Genomic DNA, 20442 nt, shown 5'->3' with positions numbered 1-20442 from the left:
CCGGACCGACTCTCACCTCCGGGGCTCCCTAGCCGTCCTCCCGGTGCAGGTCCAGGCTCGTCGACAGGTGGATCTGGGCCGTCACCCAGTGCGGGGCGGCGGCGGGGCCACCCCGGTCGTGGAGGATGCGGACCAGGTCGTCCAGGTGCCGCGCGGCGGTCCGCAGGCCCGTGCGGCGCAGGTGGTCGGCGCTGTCGGCCAGGGCGGCGCGGGTCGCGGGCGTCAGGTGGCGCAGACCCCGGTGGGCGGCGTCCGCCAGGGCGGTGAGCGCGGTCTCCAGGGCCGCGGTGACCGGGTCGGTCGTACGGTGCACGCTCGTTCTCAGCGTGATGCCGCCCGCGCCGGGGGCCAGATCGGGGACGGTCACTCCCGCGGCGGTCAGCAGGGCGAGCGGGTCCAGCACGGTACGGCCACGGTCCCGGCCCAGCGTGCCGCTGACCGCGCGGATCCCGCCGTCGGTCAGCGCGGCGGCCAGCGCGTCCAGGCCGCCCGGGCACAGCGGGTTGTACTCGGCGTGCAGGTGGACGCCGTTCCCGGCCGGGTCGCGCAGGACCGCTTCGAGGCGTTGTGCGGCGGGGTCGTAGCCGATCTCCTCGACGGCCTCGACCATGACCACCCGTACGGCGTCCGCCGCGACCCGCGGTCGGAGCAGCCGTGGCGGGCGCTCGGCGGCCGCCCTCAGGTGTGCGGCGGTGTCGCGCAGCAGCAGGCTCTCCGGGAGTTCCGTCCAGGCCGAGCCGACCGGTGTCACGCTCGTCGCCGCGATCCGGCCGCGGGTGAGGGTGACCGTGCGGTCGGCGGCGCGCGTGGTGTGTTCGCTGACGACGTTCGCGGTGGCCAGCGCGTGCAGCGGGGAGCCGAGCAGACGTCGCCTGGACAGGTCGTGGCCTGTCGGCGACTGGTCCTCCGCCAGCTCCCAGCGCTTGCGGAGCACCAGGGCGAGGCCGGCGTCGGCGTGTGCGAAGTACGTGTCCGCCGTACGGTCCCGCGCGGTGCCGCCGATCCGGCAGCCGAGCGCCACCAGCCGTACGCGCCGCAGCGGTGTCTCCGGCGCCTCCGCGGTGCCCAGCACCCCGACCGGGTCGTGGCCGGCGGCACGGTACCGGGCGTGGAGTTCCGCGAGGAGCAGGGCCAGGCGTTCGGGTGTGTAACGGGTCGCGCGGGCCGTGTACGCGTCGAGTTGTTCCCGCAGCTCGGCCACCGCGCCCGCGGGCCAGTGCTGGGACGTGCCGGCCAGCGCCCGCCCGGCACGGCGGAGCGAGCCGGTGAACACCGGGCCCGCCTGCTGCACGCCGTCCAGGAGAAGTTCGTCGGCGAGCGCGACGGCCGCGCGCAGTGCCTCGTCGGCGGCGGCCGTGAGAGTCGTACGGCCGCCCACCGTACGACCGCCCGCCGCACGGCCCTCCACCGTCCGGCCTCCGACGGACACTTCGGTCGTCTGTTCGGCGTCCGCGGTGCGGAAGGCCCACACGGCCAGGATGATGACCTCGCCGCGCGGTGCGGCCGCCGCGTCGGTGAGGGCGTAGCCCAGCTCGCGCGGGACCGGAAAGCGGACGGTGCAGGTGGGCAGCTCCACGCGGGGCGCCGGGTCTTCTGCGGTGGGGCGGTGCACCCGGGCGGTGTAGCCGCGGGCGCGGGTGCGGTGGGCGGCCGTCAGGGCGGTGCGGCCCAGCGCGGCGGCCAGCTCGTCGTCGTCGAACTCGCCGGGCGACCACTCCACCAGGGGCTCCCCGGCCGACTGCGCCTCGTGCTGCGCGCCGTGCCGGTACGCCAGCACCAGTCCGATCCGGTGCCGGCACACCCCCGCCGCCGCGCACGTGCAGTCGGCCGTGTCCAGGCCGCGGCCCGGGGGCAGCGCGGTCTCGGTGCCGTCCGGGAAGGTGCCGCGTACGGTGCCGTCGTCGCCGGTCGTCACCACCGGACCGGAGCCCGCCGCCAGGTCCTTCTCGGCGCGCTTGACCAGGCCCCGGTTGGCGAGCGAGGCGAGCGTGTCGGGTGTCAGCGCCAGGAGGTCCGCGCGGGTCATCGGGCCTGCCCTCCGCGGCCGACCTGCTCCGCGACGAACTCCGCGAGCCGCCCCGGCGTCATCGCTCCGACCGGGGCACCCACAGCGGCCAGCCGTCCGGCCAGGTTGCGGTCGTAGACCGGGTCGGCGGCCTCGTCGAGGGCGGCCAGGCAGAGCACGGTGGTGCCCTGCTCGACCAGTTGCCGCACGGTGCGCACCAGGCGGTACGGGTCACCGCCCTCGTAGAAGTCGGAGATGAGGGCGATGATCGTGCGCCGTGGGTTCTCCACGAGCGAGGCGCCGTGGTCGACGGCACGTGCGATGTCGGTACCGCCGCCGAGCTGGACCCGCATCAGCAGTTCCACCGGGTCGGTGACGTCGGAGGTCAGGTCGACCACCGACGTGTCGAACGCGACCAGATGGGTCTTCAGGCCCGGCAGACTCCACAGGCAGGCGGCCGTGACCGCCGAGTGGATCACCGAGCCGGCCATGGAGCCGGACTGGTCCACCAGCAGGACCAGTTGCCACTGCTCCAGGTGGCGGCGGGTGCGGGAGTGGAAGTGCGGCCGCTGGATGAGGATGCGGCGTTCCTCGGGCTGGTAGTGGGCGAGGTTGGCACGGATGGTGGTGCGGAAGTCGAAGTCGCGGGCGAGCGGCAGCCGGCTGGGGCGGCGGGAGCGGGAGCCGGTGAACGCCCGGCGCACCTCCGGCTGAAGACGTTCCATCAGCTCCCGTACGACCGTCTCGACGATCCGCCGGGCTGCCGCCAGCACCTGGGGGTTCATCAGGTGCTTGGTGCGCAGGACGGCACGCAGCAGGGTCTGGCTGGGCTCGACGCGGGCGAGGACGTCCGGGTCGGTGACGACGTCGTGGATCTCGTACTGCTCCACCGCGTCGCGTTCCAGCCGCTCCACGGTCTCCTTCGGGAACAGGCGGTGGATGTCGTCGAGCCAGTCCACGGCGGTCAGCTGGGACGGCCCGCTGCCACCTCGGCGGGAGTCGGTCGCCCCGCGGCGCACCCCTCGGCGGCGCAGGTCCTCGTCCCGGCCGTACAGCCACTCCAGCGCGGCGTCCCGGGCCGCGGACGCGCCGTGCAGGGAGCCGGTGGAGCGTTCGGCGGCGGCACCGAGCACGAGCCGCCAGCGCTCCAGCCCCGGGTCGGGGACGGGCGGGGCGGTAGCCGGCGCGAGGGCCGGCGCAGGGCCGGGCGGTGGCGGAGTCGGGTCGGGGCGGGGGTTCATCGGCCTGCCTCCGGATGCGGGGCGGGGACCGCTCCGTGCACGGATGCCGCCCCCAGTCCGTGGCGGTCGAGCAGTTTGATCACGTTCTCCTCCAGGGCTCTGGCGCGGCCCAGCAGCAGGGGGTCGGCGGGTGCGCGCAGCAGGGAGCGGGCCGAGCCGCGCAGTCCGCGGCGCCGCAGCAGGCGCTCGGCGATGCGCTCGCGCTCGCGCGGCGGGAAGAAGGCGAAGGCCTGGCGGAGCGCGGGCAGCCCGACGAGGAAGTCGGCCTCGGGCAACGCCGAAACGACGCCGTCGAGGATGTCGATCAGGGAGTGTTCCTCGGCCGCGGTGCCGTGCGCGACCTCCTCGCGGGCCACCACGAACAGGCCGGTCAGCCAGTCGCCGAGGGAGTCCTGCGGGGCGGCGGTGAGCGCCTGGACCACCGGCGCGGGGTCGTCCGGGACGCCCAGCGCCCAGCGCAGGCCGAAGGCGGCGCCGCGCAGACCGGCCGGGGCGTGCGGGTCGCGGCTGACGCGGGCCGCGGACTCGACGGCGGCCTCCCGGGTGACCGACAGCAGACGGGGAGCGTGCCGCAGCGCATCCCGTGCGGCCGCCAGCGCGCGCAGTGCGGGCAGGTCCACTCCGGGGCCGCCGTGCAGGCCCTCCGCCAGCCAGAGCACCCGGTCGGCGGCGCCGCCCACCACTGCGCCCAGCAACCGGTCCTGTGCCACACCGAACACCCGGTCGTGCCGCCACAGGCCCAGCGTGGCCGACAGCACCTCGCCGAGCGGTCCGAGATCGTTGACCTGGTTCACCTGGGCCGCGAGCGCCGCCAGCAGGTCGGCGCAGAGCGGACCGATCCCGCACAGCACGGCGTCGAACAGCAGCCCGGCCGACGGCCCGGTCTGCGTGCCCGCGGCGCGCATGCGCTCGCCGAGCAGCGCCGCGGCCGCCTCGTCCAGGCGTGCCCCGTAGGCGCCGGCCTCGATCAGGGCGGCCTCCCGGGCGGCCGCCGCCGGGCGGGGCTCCCACACCTCGCTGTACACCGGGTCGGCGCCGTCGGCCGGGCCCGAGACCCGGGTGAAGCCCGGGATGCCCAGGACACGCAGCCGGTGCAGGGCGCGGCTGCCGGCCAGACCCTGATCTTTCGTCAGGTCCAGGGTGACCGGCGCGTCGGCGTCGGCCAGCCCGAGGTGAGCGAGATGTGTGGCCACGTCGTGGACCAGCGGGGGCAGCGGCGTGTCCGGGTGCAGCCGGCCCATGGCCTCGCCGGTGCAGGCGGCGATCATCTCCACCACCACCGGATGGCTTCCCGCGCCCAGGCCGTCCCGCGTCGTCCAGGGCAGCGGCCGGTCCAGGTCGTCGGTGATCAGCGCGCCGGCCAGGCCGTCGAGGACGTCCACCCGCGTCTCGTACGGGTGGCCGCGCAGCCGGGCCAGCCCCTGGGACAGGGAGCGGGCGGCGATCAGGTCGGCCGTGGACAGCGGGGTTCTGCTGTCGCGCAGGCGCCCGGTGACCGCGCGCAGCAGGTGCTGCCCGGCAGCCGACGGGCCCGCCTCCCACAACCGTTGGTAGTAGCCGGGCGAGGGCATGCCGGACTGGTATCCGGCGAAGGCGTCCAACTGGTGGAAGGAGTACGGCACGAGGAAGCTGCCGCCGAGTGCGCCGTCGGGCGGCTCGGGCACCGCGGGCCAGTCGGCCGGGGCCGCGCAGTCCACCCCCCGTGCGGACAGTGCGCGCAGGGCCGGCTGGTGGAAGCCTCCGGTGACCACCAGTACCGGGCGGTCGCCGGCGCGGGACACCGCGGGGCGCACCCAGGACGCCATGTACTCCTCGCGCGCCCGGTCCCCGGCGTCCGCCTCCGCGTCGCCGCGCACCAGGTCGAAGTAGGCGTCGAGGCGGGCATGCAGCTTCCCCAGGTCCTCGTCCGGCTCCGTGACCTCGAACAGCCCGTCCCACAAGGCGTCCACGGAGTCGACGGCGAAGTGCTCGCACAGCCTGCGTGTGGCCTCGGCGTACCGCGCCTCCGCGTCCGCGTAGCGGTTGGCGTAGCGGTCGGTGCGGTCGGCGACGGCCGGGTGCCAGGCGGGCAGATCCACGAACCGCACCTCGGCACCGGCCGCGTGCCCCTCCCGCAGCGCGATCCACTCCGGGGAGTAGTCGCACAGCGGCGTCCAGGACGTGGCGACGCGCTGGTCGTCGCGGTAGTGGCTGAACACGGCGACGGGCAGCGTGTGTCCGAGCAGCAGTTCGTCCAGCCGGTCGTTCATGTCCGCCGGGCCCTCCACCAGGACGAACGCCGGCCGCAGCGTCCGGATCGTGTGGGCGACCAGACGCGCGCAGGCCGGGGAGTGGTGACGCACCCCGAGGAAGACGGCGGACGGAGGCGGGGGCGGCATCAGTCCGCCAGCAGGTGACGGGCCTCGTGCAGGGCCTGCCACTGCGGGCCCGGCCGCCGCCGTGCCTCCTGCTCCAGGAAGCGGCGCAACCTGGCCAGGTCCTCGGGACTGTCCTTCGCGGCCGTACCCGCCAGACAGGCCACCACGTCGGCGGCGCTGCCCGGCTCGCCGCGCAGGAACCAGGCCCGCACGCCGACCGCGTGCGCCACGGACACGGCTTCCGCGGTGCTCATCACCGTCGACATCCGCTCGCCCTGCGCCGCGTTGCCCCGCAGTTCCCGGAAGGTGCCGACCAGAACCTCCAGCACGTCCCGGCGCGGCGGCGGCTCCACCCCGGACTGTCGCAGCAGCGCCGCGGCCTCGGCCTCCACCAGGCCCAGTTCGGTCTCGAAGTCGGCGATGGGGAACACCGTTTCGAAGTTGAAGCGCCGTTTGAGGGCGGCGCTCATCTCGTTGACGCCCCGGTCTCGGGTGTTGGCGGTGGCGATGACGTTGAAGCCCTGCCGGGCGAAGACCAGGCCCTGCGGCCCGTCCAGTTCGGGCAGGGTGATGACCCGGTCGGAGAGCAGGGAGAGCAGACAGTCCTGCACCTCCAGCGGGCAGCGGGTGATCTCCTCGAACCGCACGATCCGCCCCTCGGCCATGCCGCGCAGCATCGGCGCGGGCACCAGGGAGCGTTCGGAGGGGCCCTCGGAGACCAGCAGCGCGTAGTTCCACGAGTACTTGATCTGGTCCTCGGTGGTGGCCGCGCCGCCCTGCACGGTGAGCGCGCTGCTGCCACTGACGGCCGCCGCGATCAGCTCCGACAGCAGCGACTTGGCGGTGCCGGGCTCACCCACGAGCATCAGGCCCCGGTTGGTCGCCAGCGTCACCAGGGCACGCTCCACCAGGGAGACGTTGCCCACGAACTTGCGGCTGATGCCCGCCTGTTCGTCGCCGACGATGAAGCGGCGGGCCGCGCGCAGGCTCAGCTGCCAGCCCGGGGGGCGGGGATCGGGGTCCGCGGCGCGCAGGGCGGCCAGTTCGTCGGCGTGACGGACCTCGGCGGGCGGGCGCTGGAGCAGCGCCTCGCCGGTTTCTTCGACGGTGGCGGTCACTTGGCGGTCACCTCCGTGAGGTCGGCGAGGACCTCGGAGGCGATGACCGGGTCGAGGTCGCCGAGGCGCAGCGGGTACGTGCGGCTCGACCAGTAGTCGCCCGGCTTGGAGTCGAGCCAGACGTTCTCGAAGGTCTGGTCGGGGAACACGTCGAGCGCGCCGACGGCGATGCCCTCGTCGAGTCCGATGACCAGGTAGTGGTCGTCGTCGATCCGCCGGTGGAACCAACGCTCCACGCCCGCGTCCTGCGGTTCGCCGCGCTCCCAGCCCCGCTTGGTGAGACCCAGCAGCTTGCCGACCGGTACGGTCGCGCCCTCGAACCGGGTCAGCCGGTGCCCGGCGGCCTCCTCCTCGGTCAGCGCGTGCACGTCCCGGCCCAGCTGCGGGAACGGCTGGAGGATCTCGTAGTCGGCGAACAGCTCCGACCAGGCGTCGAGGTCGTCCGTCAGGTGCAGCGGGTGCGCCACGCGGACCGTCGCCTCCTCGGGCAGCGTCAGCTCGTCGTCGTGGACGTCGGCGAAGGTGCGGTCCTCCGCCACCCGGAAGGCCGTCACCACGCCGCCGGCGTCGCCGATCCAGACCAGGCGGCGCACCAGGTGCCACACCAACGGGTGGGCGACGAACAGTTCCTGGAACTCCGCGGCCGTCCAGGTGCGCTGGGTCACCATCGCCGACTCCAGGCGCCGTACCTGGTCGCCGGCGACGGTACGGACGTCCTTCTTCAGCGCGGCGAACCGCTTCCGCTCGGCCGGTGCCAGCGCCTGGTCGTCCTTGGTGCCGGGTGCGGGCAGCGCCTTGCGGTGCTTGCCGTCGGCGTCCCGGACGTAGGGGCGCAGCTGCTCGTCGAAGCCGACGGTGAATTGCCGGGGGCCGTAGTCGATGACGGTGGTGCCGTCCGCGTCCAGGCCGAAGTCGGGCACGAGCCGGTCCCCCAGCTGTTCGCCGGTCAGGCCCAGGCCCTCGGCGACCTCGGCGATCTTCTCCTGGGCGCGCAGCTTGAGCGCCTTGAAGGGCACCCGCTGGGATATGCCGTGCAGATGCATCAGCGCCACATCGGTGCCGATCGTCGCGAGCACGCTCAGGCCCTCCACGGCGCGGTGGTGGCCGCCCTCGCCGGGCCAGGCCCGCACGACGGGCGTGAGCCGGCGCACGGTGTCGTCGTCACCGAGCCAGCCGAGCGCGTGCAGTGCCCAGCTGTCCTTGGCCGGCATGCCGGCCAGCCGCCACTGCTCGAACAGGCCCCAGGCGAACCCTGCGAGGGACTCGGCGGTGCAGTGCGCGGTCAGCACCTCCAGGCCCGGGTAGACCTCACCGGGCTTGGACAGCACCAGCAGCATCAGGGCGTTGCGCACCGCCTCGGCGGGCAGGGCGCCGCCCTCCGTGAGCAGGATCTGCGGCAGCAGCGCCGGGTCCGCCCAGGCGCCGACCGCAGGCGTGCGCGCGGGCAGGGCGCTGACCAGCGGATCGACGGCCAGGATCTCCTCGACGATGCCCGCAACCTCCTCGCCGCACCCCGCGACGGCCGCCGAGACCGCCGCGCCGCCGTGGGCGTCCGCCAGCAGCCGCAACGCCCTCTCCGCGCCGCGCCTGACCGTGCCGACCGGTCCCACCGCGTGCGGGACGAGGAACGGCACCGCGGCCAGACCGTGCCGGGTCAGCCACACGCGGGCGGTGGCGTCGGCGGACTTCAGCCGCGCCAGCCAGTCGCACACCAGCGCGGTGACCTCGACGTCCCGACAGGGCAGCACGAGCTGCCCGAGGGTGCCCGGGTGGCGGGCGGCGGCACGCCGCATCAGCGGCAGGGCCGCCGGACCGTGCTTCGCGGCAACCCGCTTCAGCACCGCCTCGCCGTCCCAGTAGTCCTCGGGAGCGCAGTCGGCGAGCAGGGGTCGTACGACGTCCTCGGGGCCAGTGACGAACAGGAGCACGTCCCGGACGCTCCCGAGTTGCCCGGTCCGCTTCAGGTACTCGATCTCTCGGGACCAGTCGTAGTCCACGCGCCACCTGGCGTACCAGGTGTCCGCGTGGGCCCACGCGTCCTGCTCGCCGGGCTGCCACACCCATTCCGGCTCCGGAGCCGCGGGTGCCTCGGCGGCCACACGCGCCTTACGGGCCGTGCGCTTCTGCGCCCACGGCGGGCTGACCAGCAGTGCGGGCAGTGCCTCGGCGGGGGCCTCGGGCACCCGGTCGACGCGGGTGAGGTGGGGCGCGACGAGGTCGGCGATCTCGGCCGGCAGATCCGGCAGCACGGCTGCGGTCAGGTCGGGGTGCGCGTGGACGTGCGCGACGAGCAGTTGCCCGGCCGTCGGCGCGTTCTCGCCCGGCCCGGTCGCCGCCGCGCCCAGCAGGCGCAGGGCGCGCACCGGGTACCGGCGCATCGCCTCCAACAGGTGCGGGCGCACGTGCTTGTTGTTGATGCGGTTCAGCAGAAGGCGGAACGCGTCGTCCGTCGGCAGTTCGACCAGGACGTTCGCGAAGGTCTTGATCAGCTCGGTGTTGTAGGCCCGGTCGAGGGGCTCGTCGAGGAGCGGGGCGAAAGCCTTGCCGGTGCCCTCGGCGAGGGTGGCGACGAGCGCCGTCGTCCAGCCGCTCGAGCCGAGGCCTGTCCGGGCGGGGAAGTGCTTCAGCTGCTCCGGGGAGTTCAGCGAGCACAGCAGCAATGCCCGCAGCGTCCCGTCTGCCCGAGCGGCGTCGAGGCAGCACTCGTCGACCCAGTCCTGCTCGGCGGGCAGCAGGTAGGACACGACGATACGGCGGCGTACGGTGGTGCGGCAGCCGGCGAGCGCCGCGACCGTCTGCTGGTAGGAGTCCTCGTCGGCCACGCACAGCAGGTCACGCATGCGATCGGCGAACTTCGACCGCGCCTCGTGGGAGCCCGTGGCCGGCGCGTGGTGGAAGCCGATCCAGGGGTCCTCGCGGCGCGTGCCGGACTGGTGGTAGTGCGGCTCGACGTCGAAGTACTCCACCACCGCCTGCGCGGCGAAGGCCAGTCCGTACGCGCGGACCCACTCGTCGACGTAGATGCCGTCCGGGTACTGCCAATGGAAGGTCAGCGCGGCGAGCACCGCCGCGCCCAGCGGATTGTGACGGCCGCTCATGTGGGCACGGGTGGCCTCGACGATCCGCGGGTCGCTCTTCGGGGCGGTGAGCATCGCCTCGATCCAGTCCGCCTCCTCGTGCAGCCGGAACGCCGTCCGCCGCTCGGCCTCGGGATGCAGCCCGGCGACGCTCCGCTCGATCCCGCCGCGCCGCTGATACACCGTCCGCCGCCAGGCGGCCGGCATCCGGAACGTCTCCTCGTCGGGCAGCACGAACGACTCCTCCGCCGCCGGCTGCCCGACGGCCTCGGGCGCCTTCCCCTCGACCGCTCCGCTTGCCGAGCCCTCCCCGACCGACTCCGTGCGCCGCACAGTCCCTCCTCCGTCGACCCTGGTGGCTGGATCGATAGCTTGATCAGATGGCTGTCACGTTATCCGGAGCCACTGACAACGCCCCCGGCGCCCGAGGGGCACCTGCGGCGCGCTGCCGGCCGGCAGGAAAAGGCCGTCGCTTCCTTCACCTCCGCGTTCTACGGTGGCCCGGTGGGAAGCGATCGACGCGTCCGACGCCTCGTGGTGGACGGGACGGGCTGGTTCTGGACCGTCCGGCAGCGGGTGAGGCCTGCCTACGCCGACTGCCGTCCGACGCTTTCTTCACGGTGACGAGGCGTCAGGACGCTCGACGCCGACTGGCCCTGGTGTTCGCCCCGGGGCCGAACCGCATCGTTTCGAACTCGTACTTCGAGACGGGCACGGTCGTACGCCTCCCCGACCGCGCTGTCTGAACCTCTACGAGCCGGGAACGGCCCGGCGGCTGCTCGACGCCGCGGCGCCCGTGCTGGAGAACCGGCCACTGGAGCGGAGCCTCCCAGTGGCCGGGTGGCTCTACTTCGCGGAAGTCGCGGACGCGGTGTCGTAGCCCGGGCTCTTACGCGGTCCCGCCCGGCACACCGTGAGTCACCGCTGCGGCTCCGGCTGCTCGGTGACGGTGCCGTTCGGAGGGGGAGGCTCGAAGCGCAGCCCGTTCCCGTCGAGGGCGTCGAAGGCAGTCACTCGGCCTGTCTCGAACGCGAGGCTCGCAGCGACGTTCCCCTGAACGAGATCATCGCCCGTCCACCATCCACACCCTCGTGGGGGGGGCCGGAAGGTCAGTCCCACTGCTCGTCCGCGAGCGAGCCGACCGGCTGCGGCTTTCCGATCACGGCCAGGGCGATGAAGAAGTTGATCTGGCCGATCGCGATGGTCAGGGTGGCCAGCGCCCTGTCGTCGTAGTGCTTGGCCACCTCGGCGTACAGTTCGTCGGACACCCGCTGCCTGCCGTACGGCGCCGGCTGAAGAGTGGCCTCCACCAGGGCGAGGGCCGCACGTTCGGCGTCGCTGAAGTACGGGGCGTCCTGCCACGAGGACACGGCGGTGATGCGTTCCTCGGACACGCCGGCCTTCCGCAGGAAGCCCGTGTTCAGGATCGTCAGGTAGGTGTTGCCCACGATCTGGCCGGCCCGCAGATGAACCAGGCTCATGGTGGTCCGCGGCACGGAGCGGTTACCCGTGGCCCGGAACAGTGCGGCACTGATGTCGTTCAGCTCGGGCACGAACTCCGCGGGGTTCGGCATCCGGGAGATCGAGGGGTTCGTCATCACTGGACTCCTTCACATCGGCCTGATCAACCACTTCACCGCACTGACGAACCGGCTCACGAAGATGTGACACCCCCCCGACAATTTTTCCGCTGCAGCGCCAGCGGGCTGCTGACGACGCCTGAAGCGGACCACTTCACGGCCGAAGTACCAGGTCGCGCTGATACCAAGTGCCTGCCTTGCCGCCGAGGTCGGCCGGGGCGGCTGGTCCGACCGGGACGAACCCGGCTTTGGTCAGCACCTTCTGGGAGGCGACGTTCGTGTGGGCCGCCGCCGCCCGCAGTGTGCGCAGCCCGTGCCGCGCCACCGCCAGCCGGCACAGCTCCCGGACGGTGGCGGTGGCCACGCCATGGCCGGCGACGTGCTGAGCGACCCGGTAGCCGAGCTGCGCTGTGCCGTCCACCAGGTCGACCAGGTTGAACCTGCCGAGTATCGAACCGTCCTCGCCGACGAGCACGTAGAAAGCGCAGATTCCGGCGTCCTGCTCAGCCAGCAAGGCGTGGAACCGGTCGGTGAACTGGTCGAAGAAATCGTCCCCGCGGTCGGAGACCGAGGCGGCGAACCAGGTGCGGTTGGCCAGTTCGAAGGCCAGGACCGCCGGAGCATGGTCGGCACGCAGTTGCCTCAGCGCCGGCATTGCTCGATGTCCGAGGTGTCCGTCGGAATCTGGAAGGAGCTGGTCCGGTAACGACTGCGGAATTCGGCCAGCAGCTCATCGGACGCTTCGGCCCCGGAGCTCACGGCGGCATGGACATCGCGGAAATAGTCTTCGTAGCCCGCGGGGGTGTAGAGGCACAGGGCGCGGGCGACGACGGGCCCTGCGTTGCGGAAGCCGTGCGGGGTGCCGCGGACCGCCGCGAGCAGATGGCCGGGTCCGGCCGTCACCTCACCGTCCCCGGTGTGGAGCGTCAACTCGCCTTCGAGGACGTAGAAGTACTCGTCGTGTCCCTCATGCACGTGCGGCCTGGCACCGATGGTCCCGGGGTCGAGGCTGAACTCCTCGAAGGCGAAGTGCCCACCCGTGTGCTCGCCGGTGAGCCGGAAGAAGTGTGCGACACCGGCGACGTCTATCAGTTCACCGTCCGAGGGGCGGCGCAGCAACGGGCGGGCGGCGACACGGGCCTGATCATCAGTCATGGGGAAAGTGTGCCCGAGGCAGTGGGGTGAGCGGGAACCGCCAGTTGTTGGAGCGAATGAAGTTCCCCGGCGGATACTCGAACGTGCACTCCCCCACCCATGCGAAGCCTGCTTTCCGGCATACGGCGTTGGATGCCCCGTGGTGCACGGAGGGGAAAGCGTGCAGCCACGGGCGCGAGCCGTCCCGGCCGGCCCGCTCAGCGCAGAGCCGAAGCGCCTCGACCGCGAAGCCCCGGCCCTGGTACTCGGGAAGAATGCCGTAGCCGGTCTCGAAGACCGGCTCTCCGTCCCACTCCCGCGGCCAGTACCCGATCGACCCGATCACCCGGCCGTCCAGGGCGACGAGGAACATCTGACCGTCGGCGAGGCCGAGATACCGCTCATGACGGCGCCGAAGCTGCTCATCGGTCTCCGGGCCTCCGAGGTGTTCGGTCAACTCGGGAGTGTTCTGCCGACGAAGCAGGTCGAGCCCTTGACCGGACCACGGGGCGAGGCTGAGTGATGTCATGCGTCGACGCTAGTACCCGAGTCCGACAATCGGGCCGAGGAAGCGGAGGATCCGCGACGCCCCGGGTCCCCGTGTCGCCCTGCGGCGGGCGCGGTGGACGGCGACGGTGGTCCGGCCGGCGCCTGGCTCACGGCACCTACACCCTCACATCCCGGCAACCCGGCGGCAGCAGAGTCTCGTTCACATACGCCTGGACGCGCGCCCCTCTCCCCGACCGCCTGCTGGCGCCCGTGGTCCGGGCCGCGATGCGGCGTGCCAACCGCACGGTGATGCACCGCCTCGCCGCCGAGTTGGCCCGCCACACATAAGCGCACCCGAGCCGCCTCTGCAATGGGCCACTGAACTAGGCACCGATTGGGACTGCCCAGCGGCCCACCCGGCCTCCAGCATCAAGGGTGTGACCAATCGACCGCGGCGTCTCCTGACCCTCGCCCAGCTCGCCAACTCTCTGGGGGACGGCGCCTATTACGTGACTTCGGCGCTGTACTTCACCGAGGTCCTCGGACTCGCCCCCGCACGCGTGGGGCTCGGGCTCACTCTCGCCTGGGCGCTCGGTTCGCTGGTCGGGCTGCCACTCGGGCGGCTCGCGGACCGGCGCGGGCCTCGCGGCACGTCGGTCCTGCTGGCGCTGGGTACCTCCGCGGCGGTCGCGTCGTTCCTCGTCGTCCGGGGAACGGTGCCGTTCGTCCTCACGGCATGTCTCTATGCCTCCGCGCAGTCGGGGCTCGCGGCGGCCCGGCAGGCACTGCTGGCCGGGCTGGTGCCGGCGCGGGAGCGGACGGGGCTGCTCGCGCGGCTCCAGTCGACGCTGAACGGCGGACTCGCGGCGGGTGCGGCAGTCGGCGGCCTTGCGCTGGGTGCCGGGAGTGCGGCGGCGTATCGGGGTGCGCTCGCGCTGGATGCCCTCTGCTTCCTGGTGTGCGCCCTGCTCCTGCTGCGCCTGCCCGCTGTGACCGCCGCCGCCGTCGTCGGCACGGTCACCGGCGGCCGCCGGTTCGCGGTGCTACGGGACCGGCCGTACGCCCTGGTCGCGCTCCTCAACGCCGTCCTGCTGCTGCGGCTGCCGTTGCTCAGCCTCGCGCTGCCGCTGTGGATCACCGAGCGGACCGGGGCGCCGGCCTGGCTGGCCTCGGGACTGTTCGTACTCAACACGCTGGCGGTGACGCTGTTCCAGGTGCGGGCGGCCAGGGCCGTGACAGGGCTCGGCAGCGCCCTGCGGGTGCTGCGCCGGTCCGGACTCGTGATGCTCGCGTCCTGCGCGGTGTTCGCGCTGTCGGCGGGACGGTCGGCCTGGCCCGCGGGGGCGATCCTGATCGCCGGTGCGGTGCTGCAGGTCGTGGCGGAGATGCAGCAGTCGGCGGGCTCCTGGCAGCTCTCCTTCGACCTGGCGCCGGCCGATCGGACAGGCGAGTACCAGGGCCTCTTCGGCACCGGCGTGACCGTCGCCCGCACCCTGGGGCCGGGCGTGGTGACCTGGCTGCTGCTGGACTGGGGTACGCCTGGCTGGCTGCTGCTGGGCGTGCTGATGCCGGTCGCGTCATACGCGATGGGGCCCGCCGCACGCCGGGCGGCCGGCCGCCGTACGCCCCGCGAGGCCGTCCGGCCCGCGCTCGCGGGCGACTGCCGCTGACCGACGCAGGAGATCCTGCGCATCGATGGAACCCGGCGCCGACGGCGCCACGACGGTGCGTCTCGCCTCCGGCGGCCATCCTCCGGCGCTCGCCCTGCGGGCCGGCGGATGCCCATGCCGAAGGCCGAGGTCACCACCACGACGTCGGCGTCACCCGCCAGGAAGGCCTCGTGGACCCGCTCGCGTTCGGCGGCGCGCATGCCCGCGTGGTACGCCTCCGCGGCGAGTCCGAGGGAGGTCAGCTCCGCGGCGTAGTACTCGCTGTCCTTGCGGGTCGCCGCGGAGACGATGCCGGGCTTCGGTTCGGCGGCGGCCTGTTCCACGACGATGCGCCGCCGTTCGGCGTCGTCCAGATGGCGGTGCGCCTCGAGTCCGATGTCGGGGCGGTCGAACCCGGTGACGAGTTGGCGCGGCCGGTCCATGCCGAGCCGTTCGAGGATGTCCTGCCGTACGGGTGGCGCCGCGGTCGCGGTGAGCGCGAGGACCGGTGACCGGTGCAGGCGCCGCGCCGCCTGCGCCAGCCGCAGGTAGTCGGGCCGGAAGTCGTGACCCCAGGAGGACACGCACTGCGCCTCGTCCACCACGAACAGGGCAGGGCGGGCGTCGGCGAGCCGTTGCACGACCTCGTCCTTGGCCAGTTGCTCGGGTGAGACGTAGACGTAGCGGACCGAGCCGTCACGCACCGCCGCCCAGGCGTCCTCCTCCTCGGCGGCACCGAGGTCGGAGTTCACGGCGACGGCGCCGGGGGCGCGGTGGCCGCCGGGCAGTCCGGCGATCTGGTCCCGTTGCAGGGCCAGCAGCGGCGACACGACCACGACCGGTCCGGACAGCAGCAGAGCGGGCACCTGGTAGACGGCGGACTTGCCTGATCCCGTCGGCATGACCACGAGGGTGTCCCGTCCCTGGAGCACCCACTCCATGGCGGTGAGCTGTTCCGGACGCAGCTCGTCCCAGCCGAACACCTCGGCGGCGGTCTCGCGCAGCCGCCGAGCTCCGCCTCCGCCGTTCCGCGATCCCTGTCCGGTCATGGCCCGCTCCTTCGCCCGCGCGCCGGAACCGTACGACGTGACCAGCGCTCGCCCTCCGCGTCCCACCGACACCCCCCGGCGCCGCCCGACGCCGCCACCGCAGGGCGCCGCGTCCCGGCATGGGCCACCCGGGCGCCCTGCCGGATCGGCGGCATGCCCGGGGGATGCGGCCCGGGTGCAACCCGATGACCAGCCGGACTGTCGCCCCCGACCGGCGACCGGGTTGATCCGCACCCCACCGGGCAGGCGCCGCCGACCGTCCCGGGAAGTGTGCTCACCCTGCGTACGCGGCGCCGCCCTGGGTACTCCGGACGGGTCCGCTCCCCGTCGACAGACGGGCCTCGTCCCGTCGGGCAAGGACCGCCATGGCTGCCTACGACGACGCCCTGGACCTGCACTTCATCGGCACCGCGACAGTCCTCCTGCGGTACGGCGACCTGACCTTGCTGACCGATCCCAACTTCCTGCACCACGGCGAACGCGCCCACCTGGGGTACGGGCTCACGAGTCCGCGGCTCACCGAGCCCGCTCTGGACGTCACCCAGCTGCCGCCGCTGGACGCCGTGGTCCTCTCCCACCTCCACGGCGACCACTGGGACCGCCGGGCCAGGCGACACCTCGACCGCTCGGTGCCGATCGTCACCACCCCGCACGCCGCGCGCCACCTGCGTACGTGGCAGGGGTTCCGCCGCGCGGGCGGCCTGCGCACCTGGGAGCGCTGCACGGTGCGGGAGGGCAGGTCACAGGTCCGGATCACGGCCCTGCCCGGTCGGCACTCCCTGCACCCCGTGCTGCGCCGGCTGCTGCCGCCGGTCATGGGAACCATGCTGGAGTTCGGCCGGCGCGACGGGACCGTCGCCCTACGGCTGTACGTTTCCGGCGACACGCTCGTGTACGACGGGCTCGACGAGATCGCCCGCCGTTTCCCCGGCGCCGACCTGGCCGTACTCCACCTCGGCGGTACCCGACTGCCCGGTGGCTTCGTCGTCACCATGGACGGCGCGCAGGGCGCCGAACTCGCCCGCCGCCTCGGCCATCCCCGTGTCATGCCGATCCACTACGACGACTACGCGGTCTTCCGCTCGCCGCTCGAGGACTTCCTCACCGAGGCCGACCGGCTCGGGCTGCGCGAGCGGCTGGTCCTCTGCGCTCGTGGGCAGCACGCGCTCGTCACGCCCCACGGCGACCGGCCCCTGGTCCGCTGACATCCGCTGAGCGCACCGCGCGGGTGGCACCCGCGCGGTACGACTACGCGTGCCGTGCCGCCCTGCGGGCAACCGGAAGCACAGGGAGAGCCAGTACGACCGGGGCATGGCTGCAGAGGAGGTCGGTGATGGTGTGGTGGGGCTGGGTTGTCCTACTGATCGCGGTGATCGTACTGAGTGCCGCGACGGCACTGGCGGTTCAGGCCAAACGCCGGGCCGGGACGGTGATCGCGGTGCGCGACGGGCGACGGTCCGGCCGAGGAGGGCTGCGGTGACCACCCTCATGCTCGCCTCCGACGTGACCAAGAGGGAGGTCGTGACCCTGGGCGGCGAGGCGGTGGCGCGGATCAAGGACACCGTCTTCGATGCCGCGGCGGGCCGGATCGTCGGCTTCACCCTCAGTGGCAGGGGGCTGCTGGCCGGACCGTTGAAGCGGAGTCTGCCGTTCTCCGCGGTGCACGCCGTCGGGCCCTCGGCCGTGATGATCCCGAGTGAGGAGGTCCTCGAGGACCGGGACGCGGTCGTGGCGTCCGAGGGGGCCGGACAGGGCCAGGTTATCGGGGCGCCGGTGGTCACCGACCAGGGCACCGGCATCGGTACGGTACGCGACGTGGTGATCGAGGCCGGTACGAGCGGGCGCGTCGTCGGCTTCGAGGTCGACGCCGACGACAACCTCGACCGCAGGCACCGCCGGGTGTTCGTCCCCCGCGGGCAGACACTGGCCGTCTCCGGCTCCGCCGTGGTCGTCCCCGCGCGGGCCGGCCACTTCGTCGCCGAGGACCTGCCCAGCTTCGAGGCGCAGGTCGAGGCCTTCCACGCGCGTGCCGACCACCCGGCCCCGGACATGCCCGCACCCGGCGAAGGAGGCCTCGCATGAAGCTCTTCACACAGGTCCGGGGACTTCCGGTGATCACCGCGGAGGAGGCGGCGACCCTGGGCACGGTGAGGGATCTGACCATCGATGCCCGTACCCGCTGTATCGCCTGCCTGCGCCTGTCCGGGGCACCGAAGGGTGCGGCGGTCATCGACTGGGACGAGGTGGAGGCGGTGGGGCAGGACGCCGTGATCGTGCGCTCGCGCGCCGCCGCCGAGTCCGGATCCGAAGGGGCGCCCGAGCACCATGAAGCAGTCGGAAGCCGCGTCCTGACCGAGTACGGCAGTGAGCACGGCACCGTCAAGGATGTCGCGTTCGACCCTGTGTCCGGACGGATCCTGACCCTCTACACGGCGCTCGGCGACATCGCGGGAGAGCGCCTCATCGGCCTTGGTTCCTACGCCACGGTCGTCCACGCGGAACGCTCGCCGGTCGGCTTCTCGGCTCGTTGACGCGCGCCGGGCACAGCGCGGCCACGCGCCCGGGCAGATCTGTGGAACCGGGGCCTTCTCGTTGCGGGCCGGAGCCTGTCCCCACCCCGCACTTCGGTGACGCCGAGGCCCCGTGCCCCGGCGTCACCGCGTCCGTGGGGAGCTACAGCGCCCGTTCCAGCCGGTCCGCCATCAGTCGGACGAACCGGGCCGGCTCCTTCGGCTGGCCGCCCTCGGCGAGCACCGCCAGGCCGTGGAGGAGCTCGGTGGTCTCGGTGAGCTCCGTGCGGTCCTCACGTTCCTTGTAGGCCTGGTTGAGGCCCTTCACCAGCTGGTGGTCCGGGTTGAGCTCCAGGATCCGCTTGGCGCGGGGCACCTCCTGGCCCATCGCGCGGTACATGTTCTCCAACGCCGGGGTCAGGTCGTGGGCGTCGGAGACGACACAGGCCGGGGAGACGGTGAGCCGGGAGGACAGCCGTACCTCCTTGATGTCCTCGTCCAGTTGCTCCGTCATCCAGCCGAGCAGTCCGGCGTACTCCTCCGCCTGGTGCTCCCGCTCGCCGTCGGAGGTCCCCGTCTCCTCGGCGTCGAGGTCGATCTGCCCCTTGGCGACGGACCTCAGCTTCTTGCCCTCGAACTCCCCGACGGCGTCGGCCCACACCTCGTCGACGGGGTCGGTGAGCAGCAGCACCTCGATGCCCCGGTCCCGGAACGCCTCCATGTGGGGGGAGTTCTCGATGCTCTGGCGGGACTCACCGGTCAGGTAGTAGATGTCGTCCTGACCCTCCTTCATCCGCTCCACGTACTGCTTGAGCGTGGTCGGCTCGGTGTCGTGGTGCGTGCTCGCGAACGAGGCGACGGCGAGGACGGCGTCGCGGTTCTCGGAGTCGGTGACCAGTCCCTCCTTCAGGACCGTGCCGAACTCCCGCCAGAACGTGGCGTACCGGTCCTGGTCCTTGGCCGCCATGTCCTTGAGCGTGGACAGGACCTTCTTCGTCAGCCGCCGCCGCATCATCTCGATGTGGCGGTCCTGCTGGAGGATCTCGCGGGACACGTTGAGCGAGAGGTCCGCCGCGTCGACGACACCCTTGACGAAGCGGAGGTACGGCGGCAGCAGCGCCTCGCAGTCGTCCATGATCAGCACGCGCCTGACGTACAGCTGCAGGCCACGCTGGTAGTCCCGCGTGAACAGGTCGTAAGGGGCGTGCGCCGGCAGGAACAGCAGGGCCTGGTACTCGAAGGTGCCCTCCGCCTGGAGGCGAATGGTCTCCAGCGGGTCGCGCCAGTCGTGGCCGATGTGCTTGTACAGCTCGTGGTACTCGTCGTCGGACACCTGGTCGCGGGGCCTCGCCCACAGCGCCTTCATGGAGTTGAGCGTCTCGGGTGCGGGCGCCTCGTCGCTCGTGCCGGCCGTGCCGGAGTCCTCGGGGAGCATCCGGATGGGCCAGGTGATGAAGTCCGAGTACCGCTTGATGATCTCCCTGACCTTCCAGGGGGCGGTGTAGTCGTGGAGCTGGTTCTCCGGGTCGGCCGGTTTGAGGTGGAGCGTGACCGAGGTGCCCTGCGGCGCGCGGTCCACCCTCTCCAGCGTGTACGTGCCCTCCCCTCGGGACGACCAGCGGGTGCCGTGACCCTCGCCCGCGCGCCGGGTCACCAGGCTGACCTCGTCCGCCACCATGAAACCGGAGTAGAAGCCGACGCCGAACTGGCCGATGAGCCCCTCGGCTCCGGCCTCGTCCTTGCTCTCCCGCAGCTCCTGCAGGAACTTCGCGGTGCCCGAGTGGGCGATCGTGCCGATGAGCTGCACGACCTCGTCGTACGACATACCGATGCCGTTGTCCCGCACGGTGAGGGTGCGGGCGTCCTTGTCGATGTCGATCTCGATGTGCGGATCGGAGACGTCGGCGTCGAGCGAGTCGTCGCGCAGCTTCTCCAGGCGCAGCTTGTCCAGCGCGTCGGAGGCGTTGGAGACGAGCTCCCGCAGGAAGACGTCCTTGTTCGAGTAGACCGAGTGGATCATCAGCTGGAGCAGCTGACGGGCCTCCACCTGAAACTCATGAGTTTCAGTCGCCATGTTCGCGAATACCTCACAGGTCCTAACGCCGGATCTGACGGCAGACACTGTAAAACACCATGTCAGAGGTCGTTTTCCCCTTGAGTGTGGTGCTCTGGGTTGCTTTTTTCTGCCTGTCGACGTGCTGCTGGTGAGGCTGTGGTGACGCTTTTGCGTGCT

General features: G+C 72.6%; 14 protein-coding genes and 1 pseudogene. 4 read left to right on the top strand and 11 right to left on the bottom strand.

Annotated elements, in window-relative coordinates; translation table 11 throughout:
* Positions 1 to 28: 28 nt before the first annotated feature.
* From ACIHEJ_RS38355 to ACIHEJ_RS38315, 9 genes are all read right to left on the bottom strand, one after another.
* On the bottom strand, positions 29 to 2026 hold the full coding sequence (locus ACIHEJ_RS38355) for a hypothetical protein (RefSeq protein ID WP_400142487.1): 1998 nt from the start codon (positions 2024 to 2026) through the stop codon (positions 29 to 31).
* Positions 2023 to 3246 carry a VWA domain-containing protein gene (locus tag ACIHEJ_RS38350; protein WP_400142486.1) on the bottom strand — a complete coding sequence of 408 codons (1224 nt, stop codon included), beginning with the start codon at positions 3244 to 3246 and terminating at the stop codon, positions 2023 to 2025. Before ACIHEJ_RS38350 ends, ACIHEJ_RS38355 begins: the two co-directional genes overlap by 4 nt.
* Positions 3243 to 5624 (bottom strand): DUF5682 family protein, encoded by a 2382-nt coding sequence (locus ACIHEJ_RS38345; protein WP_400142485.1) that lies wholly within the window; start codon positions 5622 to 5624, stop codon positions 3243 to 3245. Before ACIHEJ_RS38345 ends, ACIHEJ_RS38350 begins: the two co-directional genes overlap by 4 nt.
* On the bottom strand, positions 5624 to 6721 hold the full coding sequence (locus ACIHEJ_RS38340; protein ID WP_400142484.1) for an AAA family ATPase: 1098 nt from the start codon (positions 6719 to 6721) through the stop codon (positions 5624 to 5626). The genes ACIHEJ_RS38345 and ACIHEJ_RS38340 overlap by 1 nt, the downstream gene beginning before the upstream one ends.
* Entirely contained in the window at positions 6718 to 10131 is a 3414-nt protein-coding gene (locus tag ACIHEJ_RS38335) for a DUF4132 domain-containing protein (protein ID WP_400142483.1), read from the bottom strand. Before ACIHEJ_RS38335 ends, ACIHEJ_RS38340 begins: the two co-directional genes overlap by 4 nt.
* A 776-nt stretch (positions 10132 to 10907) precedes the next feature.
* A complete protein-coding gene (locus ACIHEJ_RS38330) occupies positions 10908 to 11396 on the bottom strand; it encodes a carboxymuconolactone decarboxylase family protein (RefSeq protein ID WP_400142482.1) in 489 nt (162 codons plus the stop codon).
* Positions 11397 to 11532: 136 nt separating this feature from the next.
* Entirely contained in the window at positions 11533 to 12033 is a 501-nt protein-coding gene (locus ACIHEJ_RS38325; RefSeq protein ID WP_400142481.1) for a GNAT family N-acetyltransferase, read from the bottom strand.
* On the bottom strand, positions 12021 to 12533 hold the full coding sequence (locus ACIHEJ_RS38320; RefSeq protein WP_400142480.1) for a cupin domain-containing protein: 513 nt from the start codon (positions 12531 to 12533) through the stop codon (positions 12021 to 12023). The genes ACIHEJ_RS38325 and ACIHEJ_RS38320 overlap by 13 nt, the downstream gene beginning before the upstream one ends.
* The gene (locus tag ACIHEJ_RS38315; RefSeq protein ID WP_400142479.1) at positions 12526 to 13041 is read right to left on the bottom strand and encodes a GNAT family N-acetyltransferase; all 516 of its coding nucleotides are present in this window, start codon (positions 13039 to 13041) and stop codon (positions 12526 to 12528) included. The genes ACIHEJ_RS38320 and ACIHEJ_RS38315 overlap by 8 nt, the downstream gene beginning before the upstream one ends.
* Positions 13042 to 13438: 397 nt before the next feature.
* Between ACIHEJ_RS38315 and ACIHEJ_RS38310 the strand changes: the two genes are divergently transcribed.
* Entirely contained in the window at positions 13439 to 14671 is a 1233-nt protein-coding gene (locus ACIHEJ_RS38310) for an MFS transporter (RefSeq protein WP_400142478.1), read from the top strand.
* 107 nt (positions 14672 to 14778) lie between these two features.
* On the opposite strand, the pseudogene ACIHEJ_RS38305 reads toward ACIHEJ_RS38310, so the two are convergent.
* Positions 14779 to 15699: pseudogene (locus tag ACIHEJ_RS38305) on the bottom strand (RecQ family ATP-dependent DNA helicase); the annotation flags it as partial.
* A 365-nt stretch (positions 15700 to 16064) separates the two neighbouring features.
* Here ACIHEJ_RS38305 and ACIHEJ_RS38300 point away from each other — a divergent pair.
* The 3 genes from ACIHEJ_RS38300 (at position 16065) to ACIHEJ_RS38290 (ending at position 18230) form a co-directional block, all read left to right on the top strand.
* Positions 16065 to 16904 (top strand): MBL fold metallo-hydrolase, encoded by an 840-nt coding sequence (locus ACIHEJ_RS38300; RefSeq protein WP_400142477.1) that lies wholly within the window; start codon positions 16065 to 16067, stop codon positions 16902 to 16904.
* 271 nt (positions 16905 to 17175) lie between these two features.
* A complete protein-coding gene (locus ACIHEJ_RS38295) occupies positions 17176 to 17781 on the top strand; it encodes a PRC-barrel domain-containing protein (protein WP_400142476.1) in 606 nt (201 codons plus the stop codon).
* Positions 17778 to 18230 (top strand): PRC-barrel domain-containing protein, encoded by a 453-nt coding sequence (locus ACIHEJ_RS38290; RefSeq protein ID WP_400142475.1) that lies wholly within the window; start codon positions 17778 to 17780, stop codon positions 18228 to 18230. The genes ACIHEJ_RS38295 and ACIHEJ_RS38290 overlap by 4 nt, the downstream gene beginning before the upstream one ends.
* Positions 18231 to 18372: 142 nt before the next feature.
* On the opposite strand, the gene htpG is transcribed toward ACIHEJ_RS38290, so the two are convergent.
* Positions 18373 to 20283, bottom strand: a complete 1911-nt coding sequence (htpG, locus tag ACIHEJ_RS38285; RefSeq protein ID WP_400142474.1) for a molecular chaperone HtpG — start codon at positions 20281 to 20283, stop codon at positions 18373 to 18375.
* Positions 20284 to 20442 lie beyond the last annotated feature (159 nt).

It is taken from the genome of Streptomyces sp. NPDC052301, assembly GCF_044593395.1.
In the GTDB taxonomy this organism is placed as follows: Bacteria; Actinomycetota; Actinomycetes; order Streptomycetales; family Streptomycetaceae; genus Streptomyces.
Note: the sequence above shows the minus strand (reverse complement) of the source record. Positions and strands in the feature narration are given on the sequence as shown.